At 72.0% G+C, this 22,608-nt stretch carries 22 protein-coding genes; 15 read left to right on the top strand and 7 right to left on the bottom strand.

Translation table 11 applies throughout. From position 1 onward, the window contains the following. Nucleotides 1–18 precede the first annotated feature (18 nt). Nucleotides 19–855 carry a TIM barrel protein gene (locus A949_RS0116770; RefSeq protein WP_051019528.1) on the bottom strand — a complete coding sequence of 279 codons (837 nt, stop codon included), beginning with the start codon at nt 853–855 and terminating at the stop codon, nt 19–21. A gap of 477 nt (nt 856–1,332) precedes the next feature. On the opposite strand from A949_RS0116770, the gene A949_RS0116765 reads away from it, so the two are divergent. From A949_RS0116765 to A949_RS0116730, 8 genes are all read left to right on the top strand, one after another. Continuing rightward, a complete protein-coding gene (locus A949_RS0116765) occupies nt 1,333–2,241 on the top strand; it encodes a helix-turn-helix domain-containing protein (protein ID WP_019357175.1) in 909 nt (302 codons plus the stop codon). 38 nt (nt 2,242–2,279) lie between these two features. Further along, the gene (locus tag A949_RS0116760; protein ID WP_078534062.1) at nt 2,280–2,534 is read left to right on the top strand and encodes a hypothetical protein; all 255 of its coding nucleotides are present in this window, start codon (nt 2,280–2,282) and stop codon (nt 2,532–2,534) included. Continuing rightward, nucleotides 2,534–2,920, top strand: a complete 387-nt coding sequence (locus A949_RS0116755) for a helix-turn-helix domain-containing protein (protein WP_019357173.1) — start codon at nt 2,534–2,536, stop codon at nt 2,918–2,920. The genes A949_RS0116760 and A949_RS0116755 overlap by 1 nt, the downstream gene beginning before the upstream one ends. A gap of 196 nt (nt 2,921–3,116) precedes the next feature. Further along, the gene (gene uraD / locus A949_RS0116750) at nt 3,117–3,635 is read left to right on the top strand and encodes a 2-oxo-4-hydroxy-4-carboxy-5-ureidoimidazoline decarboxylase (protein ID WP_019357172.1); all 519 of its coding nucleotides are present in this window, start codon (nt 3,117–3,119) and stop codon (nt 3,633–3,635) included. Continuing rightward, nucleotides 3,632–4,087, top strand: coding sequence for a hydroxyisourate hydrolase (locus A949_RS0116745; RefSeq protein ID WP_019357171.1), 456 nt, complete (start codon nt 3,632–3,634; stop codon nt 4,085–4,087). The genes uraD and A949_RS0116745 overlap by 4 nt, the downstream gene beginning before the upstream one ends. Nucleotides 4,088–4,091: 4 nt before the next feature. Continuing rightward, a complete protein-coding gene (gene pucL, locus A949_RS0116740; RefSeq protein WP_019357170.1) occupies nt 4,092–5,027 on the top strand; it encodes a factor-independent urate hydroxylase in 936 nt (311 codons plus the stop codon). A 109-nt stretch (nt 5,028–5,136) separates the two neighbouring features. Beyond that, nucleotides 5,137–6,543 (top strand): 8-oxoguanine deaminase, encoded by a 1,407-nt coding sequence (locus A949_RS0116735; RefSeq protein ID WP_019357169.1) that lies wholly within the window; start codon nt 5,137–5,139, stop codon nt 6,541–6,543. A 221-nt stretch (nt 6,544–6,764) separates the two neighbouring features. Then, the gene (locus tag A949_RS0116730; RefSeq protein WP_019357168.1) at nt 6,765–8,252 is read left to right on the top strand and encodes a nucleobase:cation symporter-2 family protein; all 1,488 of its coding nucleotides are present in this window, start codon (nt 6,765–6,767) and stop codon (nt 8,250–8,252) included. 160 nt (nt 8,253–8,412) lie between these two features. On the opposite strand, the gene A949_RS0116725 is transcribed toward A949_RS0116730, so the two are convergent. Then, a complete protein-coding gene (locus A949_RS0116725) occupies nt 8,413–9,108 on the bottom strand; it encodes a helix-turn-helix domain-containing protein (protein WP_026004731.1) in 696 nt (231 codons plus the stop codon). Between the two features lie 269 nt (nt 9,109–9,377). Between A949_RS0116725 and A949_RS0116720 the strand changes: the two genes are divergently transcribed. After that, nucleotides 9,378–10,904 carry a YfcC family protein gene (locus A949_RS0116720; RefSeq protein WP_019357166.1) on the top strand — a complete coding sequence of 509 codons (1,527 nt, stop codon included), beginning with the start codon at nt 9,378–9,380 and terminating at the stop codon, nt 10,902–10,904. 74 nt (nt 10,905–10,978) lie between these two features. Further along, entirely contained in the window at nt 10,979–11,650 is a 672-nt protein-coding gene (locus A949_RS0116715) for a GOLPH3/VPS74 family protein (RefSeq protein WP_037706617.1), read from the top strand. An 87-nt stretch (nt 11,651–11,737) separates the two neighbouring features. Here A949_RS0116715 and aceB read toward each other — a convergent pair whose 3' ends face one another. After that, on the bottom strand, nt 11,738–13,366 hold the full coding sequence (aceB, locus tag A949_RS0116710; protein ID WP_019357164.1) for a malate synthase A: 1,629 nt from the start codon (nt 13,364–13,366) through the stop codon (nt 11,738–11,740). A gap of 395 nt (nt 13,367–13,761) precedes the next feature. Next, nucleotides 13,762–14,421, bottom strand: a complete 660-nt coding sequence (locus A949_RS0116705; protein ID WP_051019527.1) for a nucleotidyltransferase family protein — start codon at nt 14,419–14,421, stop codon at nt 13,762–13,764. A 243-nt stretch (nt 14,422–14,664) separates the two neighbouring features. Between A949_RS0116705 and A949_RS0116700 the strand changes: the two genes are divergently transcribed. Both A949_RS0116700 and A949_RS0116695 read left to right on the top strand, forming a co-directional pair. After that, on the top strand, nt 14,665–14,967 hold the full coding sequence (locus tag A949_RS0116700; RefSeq protein WP_019357162.1) for a DUF5955 family protein: 303 nt from the start codon (nt 14,665–14,667) through the stop codon (nt 14,965–14,967). Nucleotides 14,968–15,030: 63 nt separating this feature from the next. After that, nucleotides 15,031–16,863, top strand: coding sequence for a serine/threonine-protein kinase (locus tag A949_RS0116695; protein WP_019357161.1), 1,833 nt, complete (start codon nt 15,031–15,033; stop codon nt 16,861–16,863). Between the two features lie 3 nt (nt 16,864–16,866). Here A949_RS0116695 and A949_RS0116690 read toward each other — a convergent pair whose 3' ends face one another. Further along, the gene (locus A949_RS0116690; protein ID WP_019357160.1) at nt 16,867–17,676 is read right to left on the bottom strand and encodes an IclR family transcriptional regulator; all 810 of its coding nucleotides are present in this window, start codon (nt 17,674–17,676) and stop codon (nt 16,867–16,869) included. A gap of 330 nt (nt 17,677–18,006) precedes the next feature. Here A949_RS0116690 and allB point away from each other — a divergent pair, with 330 nt between their 5' ends. The 3 genes from allB to A949_RS0116675 all read left to right on the top strand — a co-directional run bounded on the left by allB (nt 18,007) and on the right by A949_RS0116675 (nt 21,029). Further along, on the top strand, nt 18,007–19,350 hold the full coding sequence (gene allB, locus A949_RS0116685; protein WP_019357159.1) for an allantoinase AllB: 1,344 nt from the start codon (nt 18,007–18,009) through the stop codon (nt 19,348–19,350). Then, nucleotides 19,347–20,489 carry an allantoicase gene (gene alc / locus A949_RS0116680; protein ID WP_019357158.1) on the top strand — a complete coding sequence of 381 codons (1,143 nt, stop codon included), beginning with the start codon at nt 19,347–19,349 and terminating at the stop codon, nt 20,487–20,489. The genes allB and alc overlap by 4 nt, the downstream gene beginning before the upstream one ends. A 114-nt stretch (nt 20,490–20,603) precedes the next feature. Beyond that, nucleotides 20,604–21,029, top strand: a complete 426-nt coding sequence (locus tag A949_RS0116675; protein ID WP_026004729.1) for a ribonuclease — start codon at nt 20,604–20,606, stop codon at nt 21,027–21,029. A 99-nt stretch (nt 21,030–21,128) separates the two neighbouring features. Here the strand turns inward: A949_RS0116675 and A949_RS0116670 are convergent, their stop codons facing one another. Both A949_RS0116670 and A949_RS0116665 read right to left on the bottom strand, forming a co-directional pair. Beyond that, a complete protein-coding gene (locus A949_RS0116670; protein WP_019357156.1) occupies nt 21,129–21,836 on the bottom strand; it encodes a hypothetical protein in 708 nt (235 codons plus the stop codon). Beyond that, a complete protein-coding gene (locus A949_RS0116665; protein WP_019357155.1) occupies nt 21,833–22,360 on the bottom strand; it encodes a sigma-70 family RNA polymerase sigma factor in 528 nt (175 codons plus the stop codon). Before A949_RS0116665 ends, A949_RS0116670 begins: the two co-directional genes overlap by 4 nt. Nucleotides 22,361–22,608: the final 248 nt, after the last annotated feature.

Genomic DNA, 22,608 nt, shown 5'->3' with positions numbered 1-22,608 from the left:
CCGGGCGGGGACGCCCGGCTACTTCAGCCAGCCGAAGGAAGCGGCGCTTCCGTTGTCGCCGGGCTTGTACTCGAGCCCGATCAGGCCGTCGTAGCCGGCCTTGTCCAGCCGCTCGAAGAGGTCGCCGAAGTCCAGGGACCCGGTCCCCGGCGCCCCGCGCCCCGGGTTGTCGGCGATCTGGACGTGCGCGGTCCGGTCGAGCGAGTTCTCGATGACGGCCGGCAGGTCCTCGCCGTTCATGGACAGGTGGTACAGGTCCATCAGGAACCGCGCGTTGTCCAGGCCGGTGGCGGTGTTGACCGCGTCGACGACTTCGAGCGCGCGGGGTGCGCTCACCAGCGGGCACTCGGGCGACTCGGGGGCGTTCAACGCCTCGACGAGCAGCACCGCCCCCACCCGGTCCGCGGCCCGCGCGGCCAGCCCGAGGTTCTCCAGCGCGAGCGCGTCCTGCTCGGCCTCGGAGGCTCCCTCGACGCGGTTGCCGTAGAGGGCGTTGAGCGCCTTGCACCCCACGGACCGGGCGAAGTCGGCGGTCACGTCGATGTTGGCGCGGAACTTCTCCGACTCCTCGCCGGGCACCGACAGGGCGCCGCGGTCGGGTCCGGGGAGCTGTCCCGCGTAGAAGTTCAGCCCGGTGAGCTGGACCTGGGCGTCCTCCAGCGCGCCGCGCAGCGCGTCGAGCTCGGCGGGCTCGGGCACGGGCGCGTCGACCCAGGGCCACCACAGTTCGATCTTGTCGAAGCCGGCGGCGGCGGCCGCCGCCGGGCGCTCCAGCAGGGGCAGCTCGGTGAAGAGGATCGAGGCGTTGACGGTGAACCGGTCCGAGGAGACCACTGCGACCGCCCTCCCTTCCATCGGGGACCGTAGAAAAGATTTCGTATCGTGAAACTTGTTTTCTGCTCATTGGAAGATTGCGGGGTCGGTGCCGGTCCTGTCAAGAGCGGATCCGCCGCCACCCCGCCGGGCGGACCGTGGTCAGGGGCCGGGTGCCGCGCCGGGGCCGGGGCCGTGCTCGGCCGCCGGATGCGGGCCCCGGTCGTCCGGGCCGCGCGGGTACGGGAGGCGGGGAGAGAGTGGGGAGGTGCCGCCGCCGCGGGCCGGGGCCGAGTCGGGCGGCCTCCGGGGCCGGGCGGAGCCGGCGGTCGGACGCCTGGCCTCCGGACTCTTCAACTACCGTGCCGGGGAGACCTGTTGCCGGGGCGGCGACGGCGCAACGCGGAGGGTTCCGGACGCAACCCCCGTGCGCCGGCGGCGTATTCTCCAGGTACCTGTACCTGACCGGTACACCGGTGCCACACTGTTGTGACCGCCCAAACACCCTTGGGAGTCGGAATGACCGCCATGATGCAGCCGTCCGGTGACGCGTCGAGAGGGGCTGCGCAGGAGCAGTCGAACGGTCCCACCGCGCTGCGCATCATCCTGGGCGTCAAGCTGCGCAGGCTCCGGCAGGACCGGGACATCAGCCGGGAAGCCGCCGGACGGGCCATCCGCGGCTCGCACGCGAAGATCACCAGGCTGGAGCGCGGCCAGGTCGGGGCCAAGGAACGCGATCTGCGCGACCTGCTGACCCTCTACGGCATCCACGACCCGGACGAGCGCGAGGAGTTCTTCGACCTCGCCCGGCAGGCCAACTCGCCCGGTTGGTGGTGCCAGTACTCGGACGTGCTGGAGGACTGGTTCGAGCTGCACCTCGGGCTGGAGGACGCGGCGTCCGTGATCCGCACCTACGAGGTGCAGTTCCTGCCCGGACTGCTGCAGACCGAGGACTACGCGTACGCCGTCAGCAAGCTCGGCTATCCGAACACCGAGCCGCGCAAGGTGGCCCGGATCGTCGCGCTGCGCATGGCCCGGCAGGGGCGGCTGCTGCACCGGCCCGAGCCGCCGCGGCTGTGGGCGGTCGTGGACGAGGCGGTGCTGCGCCGCCCCTTCGGCGGCACCGAGGTGATGCGCGAGCAGCTCGAGCACCTGCTGAAGATGATCGAACTGCCGCACATCACGCTGCAGGTCGCACCGTTCGAGGTGACGGCAGCCGCGGCCGGCACCCCGGTGACCCTGCTGCGCTTCGTGGACCACGATCTGCCCGACAAGGTCTATCTGGAGCATCTGACCAACGCCGTCTATCTGGACAAGCCCTCGGAGATCGACCAGTACACGCTGATCATGGACCGGCTGTGCGCGGAGGCCCGGCAGCCCGCCGAGACGGCGGCCTTCATCGAGGACATGCTCGCCGAGCTGCGCTGACCTGCGGCGGGCCGGGGTCTTCCCGATACGGTGGGGCCATGGAGCGATTGCGAGTGGAGTTCACCACCGAGCCCTTCGACCTCGACGAGGCGCCGGAGCACGCGGTCGTGGCGCGGGAGGTCGTCCAGTCGGCGGCACTGGATGCCGTGGACGTCGGTCCGTTCGGCAACACCGCCGAGGGCTCGGCCGACGCGGTGCTGGGCGCGGTCACCGCACTGCTGCGCCGCTCGCTGGAGGCCGGCGCGACCCGGGTCTCCCTGCAGGTGAACGTGCTCGGGGAGGGCGAGGACTGATGGGGGAGGACGCGCGCGCCTCGGGGCATCCGTTCGTCGTCGCGGTCAAGCCGCTGGTGGACGCCATGGGCGGGGCCATGGTCGCCCCGCAGGAGGCCCAGGGCGACGATGTGGTGCTCGCCTGGGAGGGCGAGGATGTGGTGGCCGTACGGCTGCCGCACCTGTCGGACTCCCTCGACCACATCCTGGCGGAGCTGGAGCGGCGGCACGGGGTGCCGCTCGCGGAGCTGGACCGGAGGACCAAGCAGTCGGTGGTGCGGATCCTGGAGACCCGGGGGGCGTTCTCGGTCCGGCACGGTGTCGAGACCGTCGCCGGTGCGCTGGGCGTCTCGCGCTTCACCGTCTACAACTACCTCAACCGGGAGAACGGGCGTTCCACGAACTGAGACGCGGGTGCTCGGGAGGTGGCTGCTGAGGCTCTCCTGCGGGCGTCCGGGGCTCCCGCGGCGCCGCCGGTGAGGCTTCCGTATGCCGGGTTCTGTTTTCCGGGATGCCGAAAAGCATTCAACAAAGTGTTGACGTGGTGTGGCCTGAGGACTTAGCTGTTCCCAGCCCGAACAGCACCACGGCCACGGAGGTCCCGTGACTTCGCGCTCCACGCCAGGTCTCACCTGGTTCAACTCCGCAGCGGACGCCGAGGCGCGCGCCGCGCTCCACGAGATGTGCGCCGCCCGGAGCTGGGGGAGCGCGCTGCTCGCCCGGCGTCCGTACGACACCGTCGAAGCCCTCTGCGTCGCGAGTGACGAGGCCACCGAGGCCCTCACGGGCGACGGGCTGGCCGAGGCCATGGCCGGGCACCCGCCCATCGGCCGGCCGAAGCCCGGGGATCCCACCTCCTCCCGTGAACAGCGGGGGATGGCCGGGGCCTCCGGGGAGCTGAAGGCCGAGATGCTCGAACTCAACCTGGCCTACCAGGAAAAATTCGGGCACGTCTTTCTCATCTGCGCCACCGGCAGGAGTGCCGAGGAGATGAGGGACGCCGTTCGTCACCGGATCGACAACACTCCGCAACAGGAGCGGGAGATCGTGCGGCGGGAGCTGGCGAAGATCAACCGCCTCCGGCTCTCCCGTCTCGCGGAGGAAGGAGCCCCCACGGCATGAGCGACGCGACGAGCACGTCGGTGTCCACCCACATCCTGGACACCAGCCGCGGCCGCCCGGCCGCCGGGGTCGGGGTACGGCTGTCCGTACGCCAGGGCGACGAGCAGGCCGGATGGGTCGCGCACGGGGCGTCGAGGACCGACGCCGACGGGCGCTGCAAGGACTTTCCGGCACTGCCGGAAGGCACCACCCACGTCCGGTTGTGGTTCGAGACGGAGCCGTACTTCTGCGGCGGGTCCGACTCGGAGCGACCGGAGGTGGCAGAGCACAGTTCGAATCCGCGCAGCCAGCGCGAAGCCGCGGAACAGCAGGACGCCCCCCGCGTAAGGGACAGCGCGCCAGGCAGCTTCTTCCCCGAGGTGACCATCGTCTTCGCGGTGCACCCGGGGGAGCACTACCACGTGCCGCTGCTGCTCAACCCGTTCGGCTACTCCGTGTACCGAGGGAGCTGACACCATGCCCACGATTCTCGGCCAGAACCAGTACGGCAAGGCAGAGAACCGCGTCGTCAAGATCACGCGGGACGGCGACACCCACCACATCAAGGACCTCAATGTCTCGGTCGCCCTCAGCGGCGATCTGGACGACGTCCACTACTCCGGTTCCAACGCCCATGTGCTGCCGACCGACACCACCAAGAACACCGTCTTCGCCAAGGCCAAGGAGCACGGGATCGAGTCGGCCGAGGCGTACGGCGTCCTGCTGGCCCGGCACTTCGTGGAGAGCTGCGAGCCGATCAGCACGGCGCGCATCCGCATCGAGCAGTACGACTGGGAGCGCATCGAGACCTCCGACGCCAACTCGAAGTTCATCGGCGCCGACGAGGTCAAGCACTCCTTCGTGCGCAAGGGCCAGGAGATACGCACGGCCCAGATCACCTTCGACGGCGAGCGCGTCGAGGTGCTGTCGGGCCTGAAGGAGCTGACCGTCCTCAACTCCACCAACTCGGAGTTCTGGGGCTACATCAAGGACCGGTACACCACGCTCAAGGAGGACTACGACCGCATCCTCGCCACCGAGGTGGCCGCCGTGTGGCGGCACAACTGGACCGGCGCGGCGGAGGAGCGGACGCCCAACTGGGACAAGTCCTACGCGCAGACCAAGCGGCACATGCTGCAGGCCTTCGCGGAGACCTACTCGCTCTCGCTCCAGCAGACGCTTTACCAGATGGGTTCGCGCGTCATCAACAGCCGGCCCGAGGTCGACGAGATCCGCTTCTCGATGCCGAACAAGCACCACTTCAAGGTCGACCTGTCGCCGTTCGACATCAAGAACGAGGCGGCCGACGGCGCCGTCTACCACGCGGCGGACCGGCCGTACGGCCTGATCGAGGCCACGGTCCTGCGGGACGGGGTCACTCCCCGCATCCCGGTGGACATGACCAACCTCTGATCTTCCTCACCCTGCCCCGCCCCTTCCCGGAACCCGCTCCTCGGGGGGCCGAGCCCCCGAGGAGCCGGGCGGGGGCGGGACAGGGACCGATCCCAAGCGAGGAACCCCCATGGTCGACACCGGACCACAGCAGCCACCACCCACCGGGCGCGTCGTCATCGAGAAGTGCGCGATCGCGACCGTCGACGCCGAGGACACCGAATACGCGAGCGGCCACCTCGTCGTCAACGGCAACCGGATCGAGTCCCTCGGTCCGGGCGACGCGCCCGAGGGCCTGGCGGACGTCACCCGCCGCATCGACGGCACGGGCCATCTCCTCACGCCGGGCCTGATCAACACCCACCACCACTTCTACCAGTGGCTCACCCGCGGTCTGGCCCAGGACTGCAACCTCTTCGACTGGCTCGTGACCCTCTATCCCGTCTGGGCGCGCATCGACGAGGAGATGGTGCACGCGGCGGCCCGCGGATCCCTCGGCATGATGGCCCGCGGCGGCGTCACCACCGCGATGGACCACCATTACGTCTTCCCGCGCGGTGCGGGCGACCTGCTGGGCGCCGAGCTCCGCGCGGCCGGTGAGCTCGGCGTCCGCTTCACCGCGGCGCGGGGTTCGATGGACCGCGGCGAGTCGGACGGCGGCCTGCCCCCGGACTTCGCCGTGGAGACCCTGGAGGGCGCGCTCGCGGAGACCGAGAAGGCCGTCGACGCACACCACGACGCCTCCTTCGGCTCGATGCGGCACGTCGCCGTCGCCCCCTGCTCTCCCTTCTCCGTCTCCACCGAACTGATGCGGCAGGGTGCGGAGCTGGCCCGCCGCAAGGGCGTGCGGCTGCACACCCACGGCTCGGAGACGGCGGAGGAGGAGAAGTTCTGCCACGAGCTGTTCGGCATGGGCCCGACCGACTACTTCGAGTCGGTCGGCTGGCTGGGCGAGGACGTGTGGATGGCCCACTGCGTCCATATGACCGACGCGGACATCGCCGCCTTCGCCCGCACCCGGACGGGCGCGGCGCACTGCCCCTCGTCCAACGCGCGGCTGGGCGCAGGGATCGCCCGGGTCCCGGACATGCTGGACGCGGGCGTCCCGGTCGGACTCGGCGTGGACGGTACGGCCTCCAACGAGTCGGGCGAGCTGCACACCGAGCTGCGCAACGCGCTGCTGATCAACCGGCTCGGCCCGCGCAGGCAGGATGCGCTGACCGTGCGCGCGGCCCTGCGGCTGGGCACCCACGGCGGCGCCCGGGTGCTCGGCCGGGCTCAGGAGACCGGTTCGCTGGAGGCCGGGAAGCTGGCCGATCTGGTGCTGTGGAAGCTCGACGGCATCGGGCACTCCTCCATCGCCGATCCGGTCGCCGCCCTCGTCCTGGGCGCGGCGGCCCCGGTCACCCTCTCCCTGGTCAACGGCCGGCCGGTGGTCGAGGACGGGCACCTCGTCCGGGCCGACGAGGAGGAGATCGCCGGCACCGCACGGGACGAGGCGCGCCGCCTCGCCCGGATCGCGGCCGACGCGGGCTGAGGCTCCCGCCGCAAGCCCGGAGCACCGCTCCGGTACCACCCCACAGACACCGGCCGGGAGGGACGGCTCCCGGCCGGTTCGACCCCCCATCCGGACTCCTGTCATGTTCCGGACAGTAGTGGGCGCACCAGTAGCACATCGCACCGACAGCACCACCTTGCACAGCGCAACACCTCCGGAAAACGAGTGCCATACGGCGCAGACAGCGACAGGAGGACCCCGTGGCCAAGACGCCCAGGTTCACCAGGCAAGGCAAGACGGCGGACGGCAGTGGGGAAGAACCGGGCCGCGGCTCGCGCGACCCCGGCCGGCAGCAGCCCGCGGCGCAGGAGAAGCATCCGGTCGACCAGGGCATGCCACCGCTCAAGCTGTTCACCACCGGCCTGCAGCATGTGGCCGCCATGTACGCGGGAGTGGTGGCGCCGCCGCTCGTCATCGGCGCGGCCGTGGGCCTCTCGCCGTCCGAACTGACGTTCCTCACCGGGGCCAGCCTCTTCATGGCCGGCATCGCGACCCTGCTGCAGACCCTCGGCTTCTGGAAGGTCGGCGCCCGGCTGCCGTTCGTCAACGGCGTCACCTTCGCCACCGTGGCGCCCATGCTGGCCATCAACAAGTCCGAAGGCCCCGCCGACGCGCTGCCGGTCATCTTCGGCGCGACGATGGTCGCCGCCGCGCTCGGCTTCGTCATCGCCCCGTTCTTCAGCAAACTCGTCCGCTTCTTCCCGCCGGTGGTCACCGGCAGCGTCATCACGCTCATCGGCGTCTCGCTGATGCCCGTCGCCTTCAACTGGGCACAGGGCGGCAACGCGAACGCCCCCGACTACGGCGGCTTCGACAACATCGGCATGGCGGGCGCCACCCTGCTGATCGTGCTGCTGCTGCGCCGGTTCACCTCCGGCTTCCTCAAGCAGATAGCCGTGCTGATCGGCCTCGTCGTCGGCACCCTGATAGCGATACCGGTCGGCATCACGGACTTCACCGCGGTCGAGCAGGCCGACCTCGTCGGCTTCCCCACCCCGTTCCACTTCGGCGCCCCGCAGTTCGCACTCGCCGCGATCATCTCCATGTGCGTGGTCATGCTGGTCTCGATGACCGAGTCCACCGCCGACATGCTGGCCCTCGGCGAGGTCGTGGACCGCCCCTCCGGGGAGCAGACCATCGCCGCCGGGCTGCGCGCCGACACGCTCGGCTCCTTCGTCAGCCCCTTCTTCAACGGCTTCCTGTGCAGCGCCTTCGCGCAGAACATCGGCCTCGTGGCGATGACCCGCATCCGCAGCCGCTTCGTGGTCGCCACCGGAGGCGGCATCCTCATCGTCATGGGGCTCTGCCCGCTCGCCGCCGGTCTGGTCGCGGCCGTGCCGCAGCCGGTGCTGGGCGGCGCGGGCGTCGTACTGTTCGGCTCCGTCGCCGCCAGCGGCATCCAGACCCTGCTCAAGGCGGACCTCGGCAAGGACAACAACGTGCTGATCGTGGGTACGGCGCTGGCCGTCGGCCTGATCCCGATCGCGGCGCCGGACTTCTACCACGCGTTCCCCGAGGGCGCGAAGATCATCCTCGACTCCGGGATCTCGACCGGCTGTGTCACCGCCGTCGTCCTCAACCTGGTCTTCAACCATCTCGGCCGCTCCCGCCGCGACGACGAGGTGGTGGCTCACCCCATGGAGCCCGGCGAGGGCATCCCGCACCCGCGGGAGGGCGCCCCCGCGTAGCCCGCCGCGCGCGGACGCACCGGGACACGGGGACACCTGCGGACCGCCGCGACACCGAGGCACAGCAGTGCGGCAGTGCGGCAGTGCGCCAACGGACGGTGGCGCACTGCCGCACTGCCGCACTGCCGCGACCGGGCCGCCGGGCCCCGCACCACGGACCTCAGCCCTCCACGGCCTGCCAGAAGTGCGCGAGGATCCCGTCCATGAAGGCCCGGCCCGCGTCGCGGGACGAGGCCGAGGCCGGCTGCCCCCAGCCCAGGGAGGCGGCCGTCGTGGAGTGGTACGCCGCGTGCAGCGCCCGCAGCCCGTCCGCGACGTACTCGCGCGGCAGCGGAACCACCGCGCAGACCGGACCCGTGTACGCCTGCCACCGGGTCGCCGCGGCCTTCCGCAGCAGCCGGGCGAGCTCCCGGTCGCGCCCGGTGAACTCGATCAGCGCGGGTACCGGCAGCCGCAGCACCGCGCCCAGCGCGTCGGCCTGCCGGGCGTTCCCCGGCCAGCCGCCGGATTCCTCGACGGCGGAGTACTCCTCCGGCGACATGCCGATCTCCCGCGCGACATCGGTCAGCGAGACACCTCGCGCCAGCCGGTACTCGCGCAGCGTGCCGGGGTCGCCCATCAGATCGGCTGCCGAGCACCACAGCGCGCCCGCGAGCGCGGCCAGCCGGCCCTCGTCGGGTGCCGCCGCTCCGGCCTCCCACGCCGCGACCGTGCGGGCGTCGGCCTCGGTGCCGTAGGCGGCACGCATCCCGTACGCGACATCCTCCGCGGAGAGCCCCAACCCCTCGCGCAGCCGCCGCGCGGCCGCGCCGTCGAACGAACTTCCTGCCTGCCCCCGTGACGTGCCGTAGTGCATGGGCTCACCGTACGGAGCCGGATCCGCGGCTGCCCACAGTGCGTTCACCCGAAGCCCCGGCTCGTAGAAAGCTCCACCGACGTGGGCGGATACCCCGAGCGCAGGCCGTCGGCGCCCGCGCGGTGCCGCCGTCCCCGGGGAGCGTGCCGAGCCCGGGCGGGCTCCCGGCACACCGGCGGCGCTGCCCCGCCCGTGCTGCCCCTCTTCTCCGTCTTGTGGCCGTTATGCTGCGGTTTGCTCGACAGGTGACCCAGGAAGGGGCGCACGGCATGCGGACGGAGGCCGAGCCGCAGGAGGAGGCCGAGCCGCAGCGCGGTTTCACCTTCCCGAGCGCGCTCACGGTGCTCGCACTCGTGACCCTGCTGGTCTGGGTGGTGGCGTTCTTCGTCCCCTCCGGCAGCTACGACCGCGACGCCGACGGTGCGCCGGTACAGGGGACCTACCACCGCGAGCCGTCCGGACTCGGCCTCGCGGACCGGTTCACGGACCTCTTCCTCTCTCCGGTCAACGGCCTCTATGGCGTGCGGGACACCAGGACCGGCAAGATCGGTCCCGACCTCACCGGGGAACTCTTCGGCGCCGCCGGGGTGTTCTTCTTCGTCCTGACCATCGGCGCCTTCATCGCCGTCGTCTTCGCGACCGGTGCCATGGACCGCGGGATCGGCCGCCTCGCCCACCGGCTGCGCGACCGCGGCGTACTGCTGATCGTCGGCGTGCTGCTGGTCTTCTCGCTGCTGGGCACCGTGGAGGGGTTCGCCGAGGAGACGCTGGGGTTCTACGGACTCGTCGTCCCGCTGATGCTCGCGCTGGGCTACGACCGGATGGTGGCGATCGGCACCATCGTGCTGGGAGCCGGGATCGGGGTGCTGTGCTCGACCGTCAACCCGTTCGCCACGGGAGTGGCCTCCTCGGCCGCGGACATCTCACTCGGCGACGGCATCGCGCTGCGCGCGCTGATGTGGGTGGTGCTGACCGCGGTCACGGCCGGCTACGTCGTCCGGTACGCGCGCCGGGTACGGGACCGCCCCGAGCGCTCCCTCTCCGGCTACCGGCCCGGCGACCGGGAGCAGGCCGCGGTGCGCGACGACGCGGCCGAACCGCCGCCGCTCACCGGGCTGCACATCCTCGTCCTGGTGACGGTCGCGCTGGTCTTCGCCTTCATGATCTTCTCGGTGATCCCCTGGTCCGGCGCGCTCACCGGGGACGCCCGGGCCGCTCCCTACAGCTGGGAACTGGGCTGGTCCTTTCCGCGGTTGGCCGCGCTGTTCCTCTGCGCCGCGATCCTGGTGGGGGTGCTGACGCGGATGGGGGAGCAGCGGTTCACCAGCACCTTCGTCCGCGGCGTGGGCGAGTTCGTCCCGCCGGCCCTGGTGATCGTGCTGGCCCGCGGGGTGACGGCGATCATGAACAACGCCAAGATCACCGATACCCTGCTGCACTCCGTCGAGGGAGCGGTCACCGGGGTCCCCTCGGCGCTCTTCACCGTCATGATCTACGTCGTCAATCTGCCCCTCGCCTTCCTGATCCCCTCCACGTCCGGCCACGCCACCCTGGCCATGCCGGTCCTGGCGCCGCTCGCCGACTTCGCCGGCGTCTCCCGCGCGGTCGTCGTCACCGCCTGGCAGGCGGCCAGCGGCTGGATGAACCTGTGGGTCCCCACCTCGGCCGTCATCATGGGCGGGATCTCCCTCGCCAGAGTCGGCTACGACCGGTACCTGCGCTTCGCGCTCCCGCTGCTGGGTCTGCTGGCCCTGCTGATCACCGGCTTCCTCGCGCTGGGCGCGGTGCTGACCTAGCGGGCCGAGGTTTGCGCCGCCCGAGGGTGGGCAGCGGAAACCGGATGAGTACGGGGATGCGCGAAGGGGGACTCATGGCGGTCACACTGGGTGAGGAAGTGGCACTGCTCGCGCTGGACGACCACTCCGGCGCTGCGAAGAACCGATCCGCCGCAGGCTGGGCCGTCGCCGGCGGCGTCCTGCTGGACCTGACACTGGCGGGCCGGGTCGCCGTCGTCGACGAGCGGCTCACCGTGACCGACCCGACACCGACGGGCGACGCGCTGCTGGACGGCCGGCTGGTGAAGATCGCCGAATGGTCCGAGCGCGACAGCAAGGCCAAGGTCGGCGACTGGCTCGGCAAGGACCAGCCCAAGGCGCTCGAGGCGGCCGTCGAGAACCTCTGCGCGCGCGGCGTCGTCACCGAGCACAAGCACCGCACGCTCGGCATCTTCACCACCCGCCGCTACCCCGAGGTGGACGGCACGGCCGAACGCGAGCTGCGGCACCGGCTGGAGGACGTCGTGCGCTACGGCGCGGAGCCGGACGAGCGCACGACCGGGCTGATCGCCCTGCTGCACGCCGCCGGCCTGCACACGGTGGCCTTCCCGGGAGTCGCCCGGAAGCAGGTGGCTCCCCGGATGGAGGCCATCGCCGAGGGGCAGTGGGTGGCCGAGGACATCCGCCAGGCCATCCAGGAGATGCAGGCGGTCCTGGTCGCCGTCATGACCGCGACCACGGCAGCCACCACGGTCGCCACGATGTGACGATCGCCGGCCCCGGCGCCCTGCCGGGCGGGTTCCGGTGCGGGGTCCCGGGCGGGAGCCCGGGACCCCGCACCGTGTCCGGTCGCCTCAGCCGCGCAGGGCCGCGTAGGCCGGAGTGGTCAGGAAGTCCTCGTACTGCTCGTCGAGGGCCACCCGCAGCAGCAGGTCGTGTGCCTCCTGCCAGCGGCCCGCCGCGAACGGCTCCTCGCCGATCTCCGCGCGGATCGCGGCGAGTTCGTCGGCCGCGACCCGCCGCGCCAGCTCCGCGGTGACCTGCCGGCCGTCGTCCAGGACGACGCCCGCGTTGATCCACTGCCAGATCTGGGACCGGGAGATCTCCGCGGTGGCCGCGTCCTCCATCAGATTGAAGATGGCCACCGCGCCCAGGCCGCGCAGCCACGCCTCGATGTAGCGGATGCCCACCTGGACTGCGCTGCGCAGGCCCTCGGAGGTGGGGCGCGCCTCCAGCGAGTCGACGGCGATCAGGTCGGCGGCCTTCACCTCGACGTCCTCGCGCAGCCGGTTCTTCTGGTGGGGGCGGTCGCCGAGGACGGCGTCGAAGGACGCCTTGGCGACCGGCACCAGGTCCGGATGCGCGACCCAGGAACCGTCGAAGCCGTCCCGCGCCTCCCGGTCCTTGTCGGCCCGGACCTTCTCGAAGGCGACCTCGTTGACCTCCGCGTCCTTGCGGGAGGGGATGAAGGCCGCCATGCCGCCGATCGCGTGGGCCCCGCGCTTGTGGCAGGTGCGCACCAGGAGTTCGGTGTAGGCCCGCATGAACGGCGCCGTCATCGTCACCGCGTTGCGGTCGGGCAGCACGAACCGCGAGCCCGCGTCCCGGAAGTTCTTGACGATGGAGAAGAGGTAGTCCCAGCGGCCCGCGTTCAGCCCGGCGGCGTGCTCGCGCAGCTCGTAGAGGATCTCCTCCATCTCGTAGGCCGCGGTGATCGTCTCGATCAGGACGGTGGCGCGGACGGTGCCGTGCGGGATGCCGCAGTACTCCTGCGCGAAGCCGAACACCTCGTTCCACAGCCGCGCCTCGAGGTGCGACTCGGTCTTGGGCAGGTAGAAGTACGGCCCCTTGCCCAGGTCGAGGAGCCGCTGCGCGTTGTGGAAGAAGTAGAGCCCGAAGTCGACCAGCGCGCCGGGCACCGGCTGCCCGTCGCACTCCAGATGCCGCTCTTCCATGTGCCAGCCACGCGGCCGCACCACGACGGTGGCCAGTTCCTCGGCGGGGCGCAGCGCGTAGCTCTTGCCGGAGCGCTCGTCGGTGAAGTCGATCCGCCGCTCGAAGGCGTCGCTCAGATTGAGCTGGCCGCCGATCACGTTCTCCCAGGTGGGCGCCGAGGCGTCCTCGAAGTCGGCGAGCCACACCTTCGCGCCGGAGTTGAGGGCGTTGATCGTCATCTTGCGGTCGGTGGGACCGGTGATCTCCACCCGGCGGTCCAGCAGCGCGGGCGGGCAGTCGGCCACCCGCCAGTCGCCGGTCCGCACCGACGCGGTCTCCGGGAGGAAGTCCAGCGTGCTGGTGCGGGCGATCTCGGCGCGCTTCTCGGCGCGGCGGACGAGCAGTTCGTCCCGGCGCGGGGTGAACCTGCGGTGCAGCGCGGCGACGAAGTCGAGCGCGGCACCGGTCAGAACCTCGTCCTGCCTCTCGGGCCGCTGCCCTGGCTCGACGCCGACGATTTCCAGCGGGGAGGGCGCTGGTGCGGACATGGTGGGTCACTCCTTCAGCGAGCGGTGTGCAGAGGCCGCCGGGCGAGGTCCGGTGCGGGGCGGCACGGGGTGCCGCGTTCCGTGCCTGGCGCACGGAACGCGGGCATGGGCGCCTTCGGGACAGGAAGACGCTTCTGATCAGTGGAGATTAGTTTCCTCATAGTGGAACTTCAAGAGTTTGTTGACGTCGAGATATCTCTCACCCCGATCCGCCCCCGGAACAGATCCTTCCGCTGTCCTCGGGTGCCACGTCCTACCTCGGGCTGCCGCCCGTGCCGACCCGCCTGCCGCGCCCTCGTGCCGGCGCACGTCACGCCCCGCGCCGGGGGTTCGTGCCCCGGCGCGCGGGGCCAGGTGTCCCCGTACCACGGCCACTGCCGGGTCCGGGGCCGCTGCTACCGCAGACGGTGCAGGTCGTCCGGGGTGTCGATGTCGGACGGGTCGGCGAGGTCCGCGCATTCCACGAGCGTCAGCGCCTCCTGCCGCTCCCGCAGATACCCGCGCGCTCCCGAGTCCGCCCGTGCGCTGCCCGCGACGCCGGTCCAGTGCGCGGAGCCCAGCAGCACGGGGTGGCCGCGGCGGCCTTCGTACGCGGCGGCGGCGAGGGTGGCCGGGGAGCGGTACGCGGCCCGGACCCGGGCCACCGCGTCCGCGCCGATGCCCGGCTGGTCCACCAGGGACACCAGGACCGCCCCGGCGCCGTGCTCCATCCCGTCACCCGCGGCGCCCTCCGCGGAGACGGCCGCCAGCCCCGCGCGCAAGGAACTCCCCATGCCCGCGGCCCAGTCCGGGTTGTCCACCAGTACGCAGCCGGGCAGCGCCGCCGCCTCCCGTACCCGCTCACCGGCCGCGCCCAGCACCACGTACACCGGTCCGCAGCCGCCCGCCCGGAGGACCCGGGCCGCGTGTTCCACCAGCAGTCCGCCGGAGTGCCGCAGCAGCGCCTTCGGGCGGCCGCCCAGCCGCCGCCCCGCGCCGGCGGCCAGCAGCAGCCCGGCCACCCGGGGTGCCGTATCACGTCCGGGGGCGTGGGATGTCTGTCCGCTGTGCGCCATACGTTCATGGATATCGCACGTAAGAGGGATGCGGCCGTCATCCTTGGGGATGATCATCGGAAAGGCGACCCGAAATCTTGCGTTCCGTGTGGCGGCACACGCGTAGAGTGGCGTTTACTGTCGGAACCTCCGACAGGAGCGGTCACTTCCTTGGAGGAAGGCGGAAATCCCGTGCCTGAAGGCGCGGGACATCCCATGTGGGGGGAAAACGTGCGAAGCGAGGCTGTTGGTGAGCGGCGGTCCGTGACCGCCGGGCACGACACCGGCGCCGACCCGCGGGTCGAGGCGCTGGGCCGGGCTGTGCAGCGGATGCGGCGGGCGCTGGACGCCCACCCCGCCGACCTGCCCGACCGCCGCGAGGCCGAGCGCGGGCTGGACGCGCTGACGGCCGCGGTCCGCTCCGGAGCGCCCGCCGCCCAGGAGCTGCGGTATCCGCTGCTGCTGCTGGCGGCCGCCGTCGGCTCGGTGAGCGCCTTGGCGCGCCCGCTGGTCGGCGTCCGGGAGGCCGTCGAACTCTTCGGGGCGGGCCCGCGCTCCGCGAACTGAGCGTCACACCGATAGTGTCTGGGCGTCAGCGACGCGCAACGACTCTATCGGGGGCAGTGGTTCATGGTTGACGGGGCGGCGGCTCAGGTCTTCACTCCGCTCGCGCCGGACGATCCGGCGACGGTCGCCGGGTACCGGCTGGCGGCCCGGCTCGGTTCCGGAGGCATGGGCAAGGTCTACCTCTCCTACACCCCGGGCGGGCGTCCCGTCGCCATCAAGGTCATCCGCCCCGACTTCAGCGAGGACCCGGAGTTCCGCCGCCGGTTCCAGCAGGAGGTCCGGGCCGCCGAGCGGGTGCAGGGGCTGCACACCGCGCCGGTGATCGACAGCGACACCGAGGGCCCGCAGCCCTGGCTGGCCACCGCCTACGTCCCGGGCCCCTCGCTCGCGGACGCGGTGGGCGGGCACGGGAGGCTGCCGGCGTCCACCGTGCTCTTCCTGGTCGCCGGAGTCGCCGAGGCACTCCAGGTCATCCACAAGGCGGGCATCGTCCACCGGGACCTCAAGCCCTCCAACGTGCTGCTCGCGGACGACGGCCCGCGGGTCATCGACTTCGGCATCGCCCGCGCCGCCGACGCCACCTCGCTCACCAGCAGCGGGGTCACGATCGGCACGCCCTCCTTCATGGCGCCGGAGCAGGCGGCGGGGGAGCGGGTCACGTCGGCCACCGACATCTTCGCGCTGGGTCAGATAGCCGCCTACGCCGCGCTGGGCACCCCGGCCTTCGGCGAGGGCACCTCGCACGGGGTCCTGTACCGCGTCGTGCACGCCGAACCGGCGCTGGAGGGTATCCAGGACGAGCTGCGGGAGCTGGTCACCCGCTGTCTGGCCAAGCGTCCGGACGACCGCCCCGGGCTCGACGAGGTGCTGCGGCTGTGCCAGGAGGCGTCCGACGGCGGTGAGTTGCGGCGGCCGGAGGACTGGCTGCCCTCGCCGGTGGCCGCCGACATCACCCACCGCGCCGCCGCACCCGCGCCCGCGCAGACGCCGCCACCCGCACCCGGCGCCCCACCGACGGCGCCCGTGACGCAGACCGGGGCCCCACCGACGGCGCCTGTGACGCAGACCGGGGCGCCGACGCGGACGGCGGCCCCCGGAGCCGGTCCCGGCCCCGCCGGAACGGCGCCGCCGGCCGCCCCGGTGCCGCCCGCGCCGTCGCCGCCCCCGCAGGCCGGGCCGCAGCCGCCCCCGCCGCTGGCGGCGGCTCCCACGATGGCCTCCCACCCGGTGGGTCCGCGCCACCCGGCCCCGCCCGGCGCGGGCCCCTACGGGCCGGGTCCGTACGGTCCGGTCCCGTACGGTCCGGCTCACCCGCGGCCGCTGCCGCCCCGGCGCCGTTGGGACCGGGGCAAGACGATCGCGGCCGTGGTCGTGGGCGGCATGGTGCTCTTCTGGGGTGCCGTCTTCTCCGTGGGGTCCGACAAGTCCGACCGGGAGGGCTCCGGCGGGTCCGAGGCGAAGGGCGGAGCGGCGAAGCGGGCCCCGAAGCCCCAGACGTACAAGGGGCTGAACCTGCCCGACGGCTACTTCCTGGCGATGGGTGACGACCCCCTCAAGCCCCGGGACCTGGACGACGGCGGGATTCCCTCGGAGCTGACGTACCTCAACACCACCATCGACGGCGCGAACCTCGGTATCGACGACCCCAACGGCAAGCTCGCCCTGCTGGACAAGTCCCAGAAGGGCTCGCTCGAGACCTGCCGGGCCGAGACGCGTTTCACCGACGACGTCGCGCTGAAGCGGCTCGTGCCCGGTTCCCGGCTGTGCCTGCAGACGACTTCCGGGCACATCGCCCTGGTCACCTACCGGGGCCACGCGCCGCAGGGCGATCCGAGCGACTACGTCAAGCTGGACGTGACGGTCTGGCGCGACGCGATCGAGTCGGAGGACGGGTAGCGGTCACTGGCCGTTGCCCGAGCTGGCGAGGGCTGTGGACAGGTCGCCCGCCACCTCGTGCAGCAGGGGGACGAACTTGTCCGTGGCCGCGTCGGTGACCCGGCCCGCGGGGCCCGAGATGGAGACGGCGGCGGCGGTCGGGGAGTCGGGCACGGAGACGGCGATGCAGCGCACACCGATCTCCTGCTCGTTGTCGTCGGTGGCGTACCCGGCCTCGCGCACGTGGGCCAGGGCTTCCAGGAAGCCCTCCGGGGTGGTGATGGTCTTCTCGGTGGCGGCGGGCATGCCCGTCCGGGCCAGCAGCGCCCGGACCTGGTCGTCCGGGGTGTGCGCGAGGAGGACCTTGCCCACACCGGTGGAGTGCGGCAGCACCCGGCGGCCGACCTCGGTGAACATCCGCATGGAGTGCCGGGAGGGCACCTGTGCGACGTAGACGACCTCGTCGCCGTCGAGCAGCGCCATGTTCGCCGTCTCGCCGGTCTCCTCCACCAGCCGGGCCAGGTAGGGGCGGGCCCAGGTGCCCAGCAGCCGGGCCGCGCTCTCGCCGAGCCGGATCAGCCGGGGGCCCAGGGCGTAGCGCCGGTTGGGCTGCTGGCGCACATAGCCGCAGGAGACGAGGGTGCGCATCAGCCGGTGGATGGTGGGGAGCGGCAGGCCGCTGGTGGTCGAGAGCTCGCTGAGACCGACCTCGCCCCCGGCGTCGGCCATCCGCTCCAGCAGGTCGAAGGCCCGCTCGAGGGACTGCACCCCGCCGGTTGCGGCGGGCGGCGTGGCAGCCTGGGGGGTGGTTGTGTGCTCTGCGGACGGCGGCACGTCGCGTTCCTTTCCTGGCCTGCGGTCAGGCGCATGGTATCGGGGGCGGAGGGCCGGGCGGCGGTCTCCCGCGCGGTCACCTCTCTCGTACACGCCCCGGCGCGGACACCGGTTTCCTGCTGCGACGCGTTCGCTGTCGCGCCCGGCCTTGGCGGCGCTCTTCTTCTGTATAGCGAAAGTCTAGTTCCATTTTGTGGAGTTCTCCAAGGGGTCGGCCCTTGACGGACCTCCTTCCTCGCACGAAGATTCGTACAGCCGGTCCTTCAACAGAACGTTGAAAGATGGTGAGGGTCCGAATTCCAGGACCCGCGGAGTACGAAGGAGGTCGGTGTGTCCGACGTGCGGCTCGTCCTGCGCTCCCGGCGCGTGATCACCCCCGAGGGAGAGCGTCCCGCCGACGTCGCCGTCGACGGCGGCGGCCGGATCGCGGAGGTGTCGGCGTACGGAGCCCCCGTGCCGCCGGGCGCGGCACTGGAGGACATCGGCGGCGACGCGCTGCTGCCCGGCCTGGTCGACACCCACGTCCACGTCAACGATCCCGGCCGCGCCGAATGGGAGGGCTTCTGGACGGCCACCCGCGCCGCCGCGGCCGGCGGCATCACCACGCTCCTCGACATGCCGCTCAACTCCCTCCCGCCCACCACCACCGCCGGCAACCTGCGGATCAAGCGCGAGGTGGCCGGGCCCAAGGCACACATCGACGTGGGCTTCTGGGGCGGCGCCGTGCCCGGCAACGTCGCCGAGCTGCGCCCCCTGCACGAGGCGGGAGTCTTCGGCTTCAAGTGCTTCCTCTCGCCGTCCGGGGTGGACGAGTTCCCCGAACTCGACCGCGCACAGCTCGCCGCCGCCATGGCCGAGATCGCCTCCTTCGACGGGCTGCTGATCGTGCACGCCGAGGACCCCGGCCGACTCGCCGCGGCGCCGCAGCGGAGCGGTCCCGCCTACGCCGACTTCCTCGCCTCCCGCCCCCGCTCGGCGGAGAACGACGCCATCGCGCTGCTGATCGAGCTGGCCGCCGAGCACGGTACCCGCGTCCATGTGCTGCACCTCTCCTCGGGCGACGCGCTGCCGATGCTCGCCGAAGCCCGAGCCGCGGGGCTGCGGCTGACCGCGGAGACCTGCCCGCACTTCCTCACCCTCACCGCCGAGGAGGTCCCGGACGGCGCGACGGAGTTCAAGTGCTGCCCGCCCATCCGGGAGCGGGCCAACCAGGACGCGCTGTGGCAGGCGCTGGCCGACGGCACCCTCGACTGCGTGGTCTCCGACCACTCGCCCTGCACCACCGACCTGAAGACCCCGGACTTCGGCACCGCCTGGGGCGGCATCTCCTCCCTCCAGCTCGGTCTGCCCGCGGTCTGGACCGAGGCCCGCCGCCGCGGATTCGCCCTGACCGACGTCGTCCGCTGGATGTCCCGGGAACCGGCGCGGCTGGCCGGGCTGGAGGGCAAGGGCGGCATCGCCCCGGGCCGGGACGCCGACTTCGCCGTCCTGGCGCCCGAGGAGACCTTCACCGTGGACCCCGCCCGGCTCCACCACCGCAACCAGGTCACCGCCTACGCGGGCCGGACCCTGCACGGCGTGGTGCGTTCCGCCTGGCTGCGCGGCGAACGGGTCGCCGACCACGGAGTTCCCACCGGAAAGACCGGACGGCTCATCGAAAGGAAGACCGCATGACAGCGGCGCAGACCGCAGGCACACCCAGCCATACCGGATACACGGGCGATGCCGCGCCCTACTCGGGCGGCGACACCTACGCCGACTACCGTGCGCCGGAGGCCGGGTTCCCCTTCGCCCACCTTCCCGATCTGGCCGACCGCAGGCTGGGCGCCACTGTCATCGCGGCCAACGACGAGTTCTTCGCCGAGCGCGAGAACCTGCTCAACTCCGAGCGCCCCGAGTTCGATCCGCACGCCTTCCAGCACAAGGGCAAGGTCATGGACGGCTGGGAGACCCGCCGCCGGCGCGGCGCCTCGGCGTCCGAGCCCCACCCGGCCGCGGACGAACACGACTGGGCGCTGATCAAGCTCGGCGCGCCCGGCGTGATCCGCGGCCTGGTCGTGGACACCGCGCACTTCCGCGGCAACTACCCGCCCGAGGTCTCCGTCGAGGCCACCTCCGTGCCGGGGGCGCCCTCCCCCGGGGAACTGCTCGCCGACGACGTGAAGTGGACGACCCTCGTCCCCCGCACCCGCGTCGGCGGCCACGCCGCGAACGGCTTCACCGTCACCGAGGAGCGCCGCTTCACCCACCTGCGGCTGCGCCAGTACCCCGACGGCGGCATCGCCCGGCTGCGGGTGCACGGCCAGGTACTCGCCGACCCCGGATGGCTGGCGGCGCTGGGCACCTTCGACCTGGTGGCGCTGGAGAACGGCGGCCTCGCCGAGGACGCCTCGGACCGCTTCTTCTCCCCGCCGGTCAACAGCATCCTGCCGGGCCGTTCGCAGAAGATGGACGAGGGCTGGGAGACCCGCCGCCGACGTGACAAGGGGCACGACTGGGTCTTCTACGCGCTCGCCGGACAGGGCCGGATCCGCGCCGTGGAGGTCGACACCGCCTGCTACCGGGGCAACGCGGCGGGCTGGGTGAGCCTGGTGGGCAGGGACGGCGAGACGGGGGAGTGGGCCGAACTGCTGCCGCGCACCCGCCTCCAGCCCGACACCATCCACCGCTTCCTGCTGAGCGACGCGCCCGCCGTCACCCATGTCCGGATGGACATCCACCCGGACGGTGCGGTCGCCCGCCTCCGGCTGCACGGCTCCCTGACGGACGAGGGCGCCCGCCGACTGGCGGCCCGTCACGCCGAGTCGAGCTGATCCTGCCGCCGGAGGGGCGTGCACGCGCCCCTCCGGCGTCGGACCGGTGAACGTGCGGCAAAACCGCGCGAGTTGGCATTGACAGGCCCTCTACGCGCGTCACCATGGGGTGGCATGACATTCCCCCCACGCTGGACCCGTATCGGCGCCGCCGGAGCCCTCGCCGCCGCGATGCTCGTCGGCGGCCCCGCCCTGACGACCGCCTCGGCGGCGCCCGCCGCGCACCCGGCGGCCGCGACGGCGCGGATCGCCGCCGTCGGCGACATCTGCGCCTCCGAGCTCCCGTCCGAGGCCCACGAGACCCTCGATCTCATCGAGCAGGGCGGCCCCTACCCCTATCCGCAGGACGGCATGGTCTTCGAGAACCGCGAGGGCATCCTGCCCGACCACGAGCAGGGCTACTACCACGAGTACACCGTGGAGACCCCCGGCTCGGAGGACCGCGGCGCCCGACGCATCGTCACCGGGGAGCAGGCGGCGGAGGACTACTACACCGCCGACCACTACGCCTCCTTCGACCTGGTCGACCACACCTGCTGACGGACACCCCCACACCGAGTCCTCAGGCGGCCGCCGTCCCGCACCGGGGCGGCGGCCGCTCCCGTCCGGGCGTAGCGCGGACCCGCGCGCCGTACCTGATCAGACCGAGCCGCAGCCGTTCAGCCGCAGGGCCAGCTCGTGGTCGGGACGGCACACCAGCATCTCGTCCGCGTTGTCGATGGCGGCCAGCCGGTGGACCTCGTCGAGCAGAGCGGCCACGTACCCGGACGCCAGGTTCCCGTTGCGCCACTCCCAGGCGGCGAACCTGCGCAGGCCGCAGAGGAACTCCTCGTCCACCCTCTCGGGGGTGTCCATGGCCTTCAGCATCCCCAGCCAGTGCTCGGCCTCGGGCGTCTCGCCCCGCCCCAGGTGGTGGAGGTGGAGGCACAATGCGGCGACGCGCATTCCGGCACCGGCGGCGAACTGCCACCAGAACTGGGCACTCTCGTGATGCCGGGCCAGGTAGAGCATGCAGGCGAACAGGTGTGCGCCGTCCACGTCGATCTCGGTGAGGTCGCTGACGCGGACCAGGAGCATCCAGTCGTCCTGCTCACCGCCGTACTCCTTCTTCTCGCCGATCGCCTCGGCGAGACGCTCCAGATGCGCGGCGGCGCCGGGGCGCTCCAGCGCCCAGTGCACCACCACCGTCAACTGCTGCCCGGCCACTGCGGGGAGGTCGCGCAGCGGGAGCAGTCCGGCGTCCTCGGCGAGCCGGCGCAGCGCGGCGGGCTCGTCGAAGGGGCGCTCTTCGGCGCGCAGCGCCCGGCCCATGGAGGCCAGCATGCTCTCGACGCGGCTGCCGGTCACTTGGGATCCCTCCGGTGCTTCACGTGTGAGGGAACGGCCTGCTCCAGGCGCTCCTTGGCCTTGCGGCAGTGGTAGTCGACGGTGCGGGTGGTCACCCCCAGATACCAGGCGATCTTGCTGGTCTCCAGCTGCATCACCTGTTTGAGGACGACGGCGTCGAACTGGCGTGGCGGCAGCTTCCGCAGGGCCCGGAAGAGGCCGATCTCCTCCTCCGGCTCCAGGCGGGAGAGACCCTCCCGGAAGGAGTTCAGCTCCTGGGAGACCACGGTCTTGCGGAAGATCGCCCAGACCTCGCCCTGCATGTTGCTCGACTGCAGCAGTTCGTCCCAGAGGTTCAGGATCTCCAGGAACGCGCGGTGCACGGTGGCTTCGGCGGCCTGCCAGCTCCCGGACACCACGCGGGCGTACTGGCGGAAGTCCGCCTGGTTGGCCACCCAGAGGGCCTCGAACTCCAGCGGCAGTGGCAGTGGCGCCGTCTCCGTGATCGTGCCGAAGACGATGTGCGGGTGGGCATCTTCGCTCATGGGTCCTCTTCGTCGAGGGGCGGAAGCGACAACCTGTGAGCAGGTCACGTCGTATCGCGTGTGCATGACGACCACTCAACCCCCGAAACACCGCACACACGCATACCGTTGGGCATCAAAATCACACAGCGGTGCCACACGTCGGCGCACCGTAATGGCATACCTCTCGGCAACCGTTGATGAGCTGGAACTTCGATGCCGCCTCTCCCCGGAGGTCTACGCCTCTCCCTCTCCGCCGCGTGACGTAT

It is taken from the genome of Streptomyces sp. AA1529, assembly GCF_000280905.1.
In the GTDB taxonomy this organism is placed as follows: domain Bacteria; phylum Actinomycetota; class Actinomycetes; order Streptomycetales; family Streptomycetaceae; genus Streptomyces.
The sequence above is the reverse complement of the archived record's forward strand: the minus strand, read 5'-3'. Positions and strand labels throughout refer to the sequence as shown.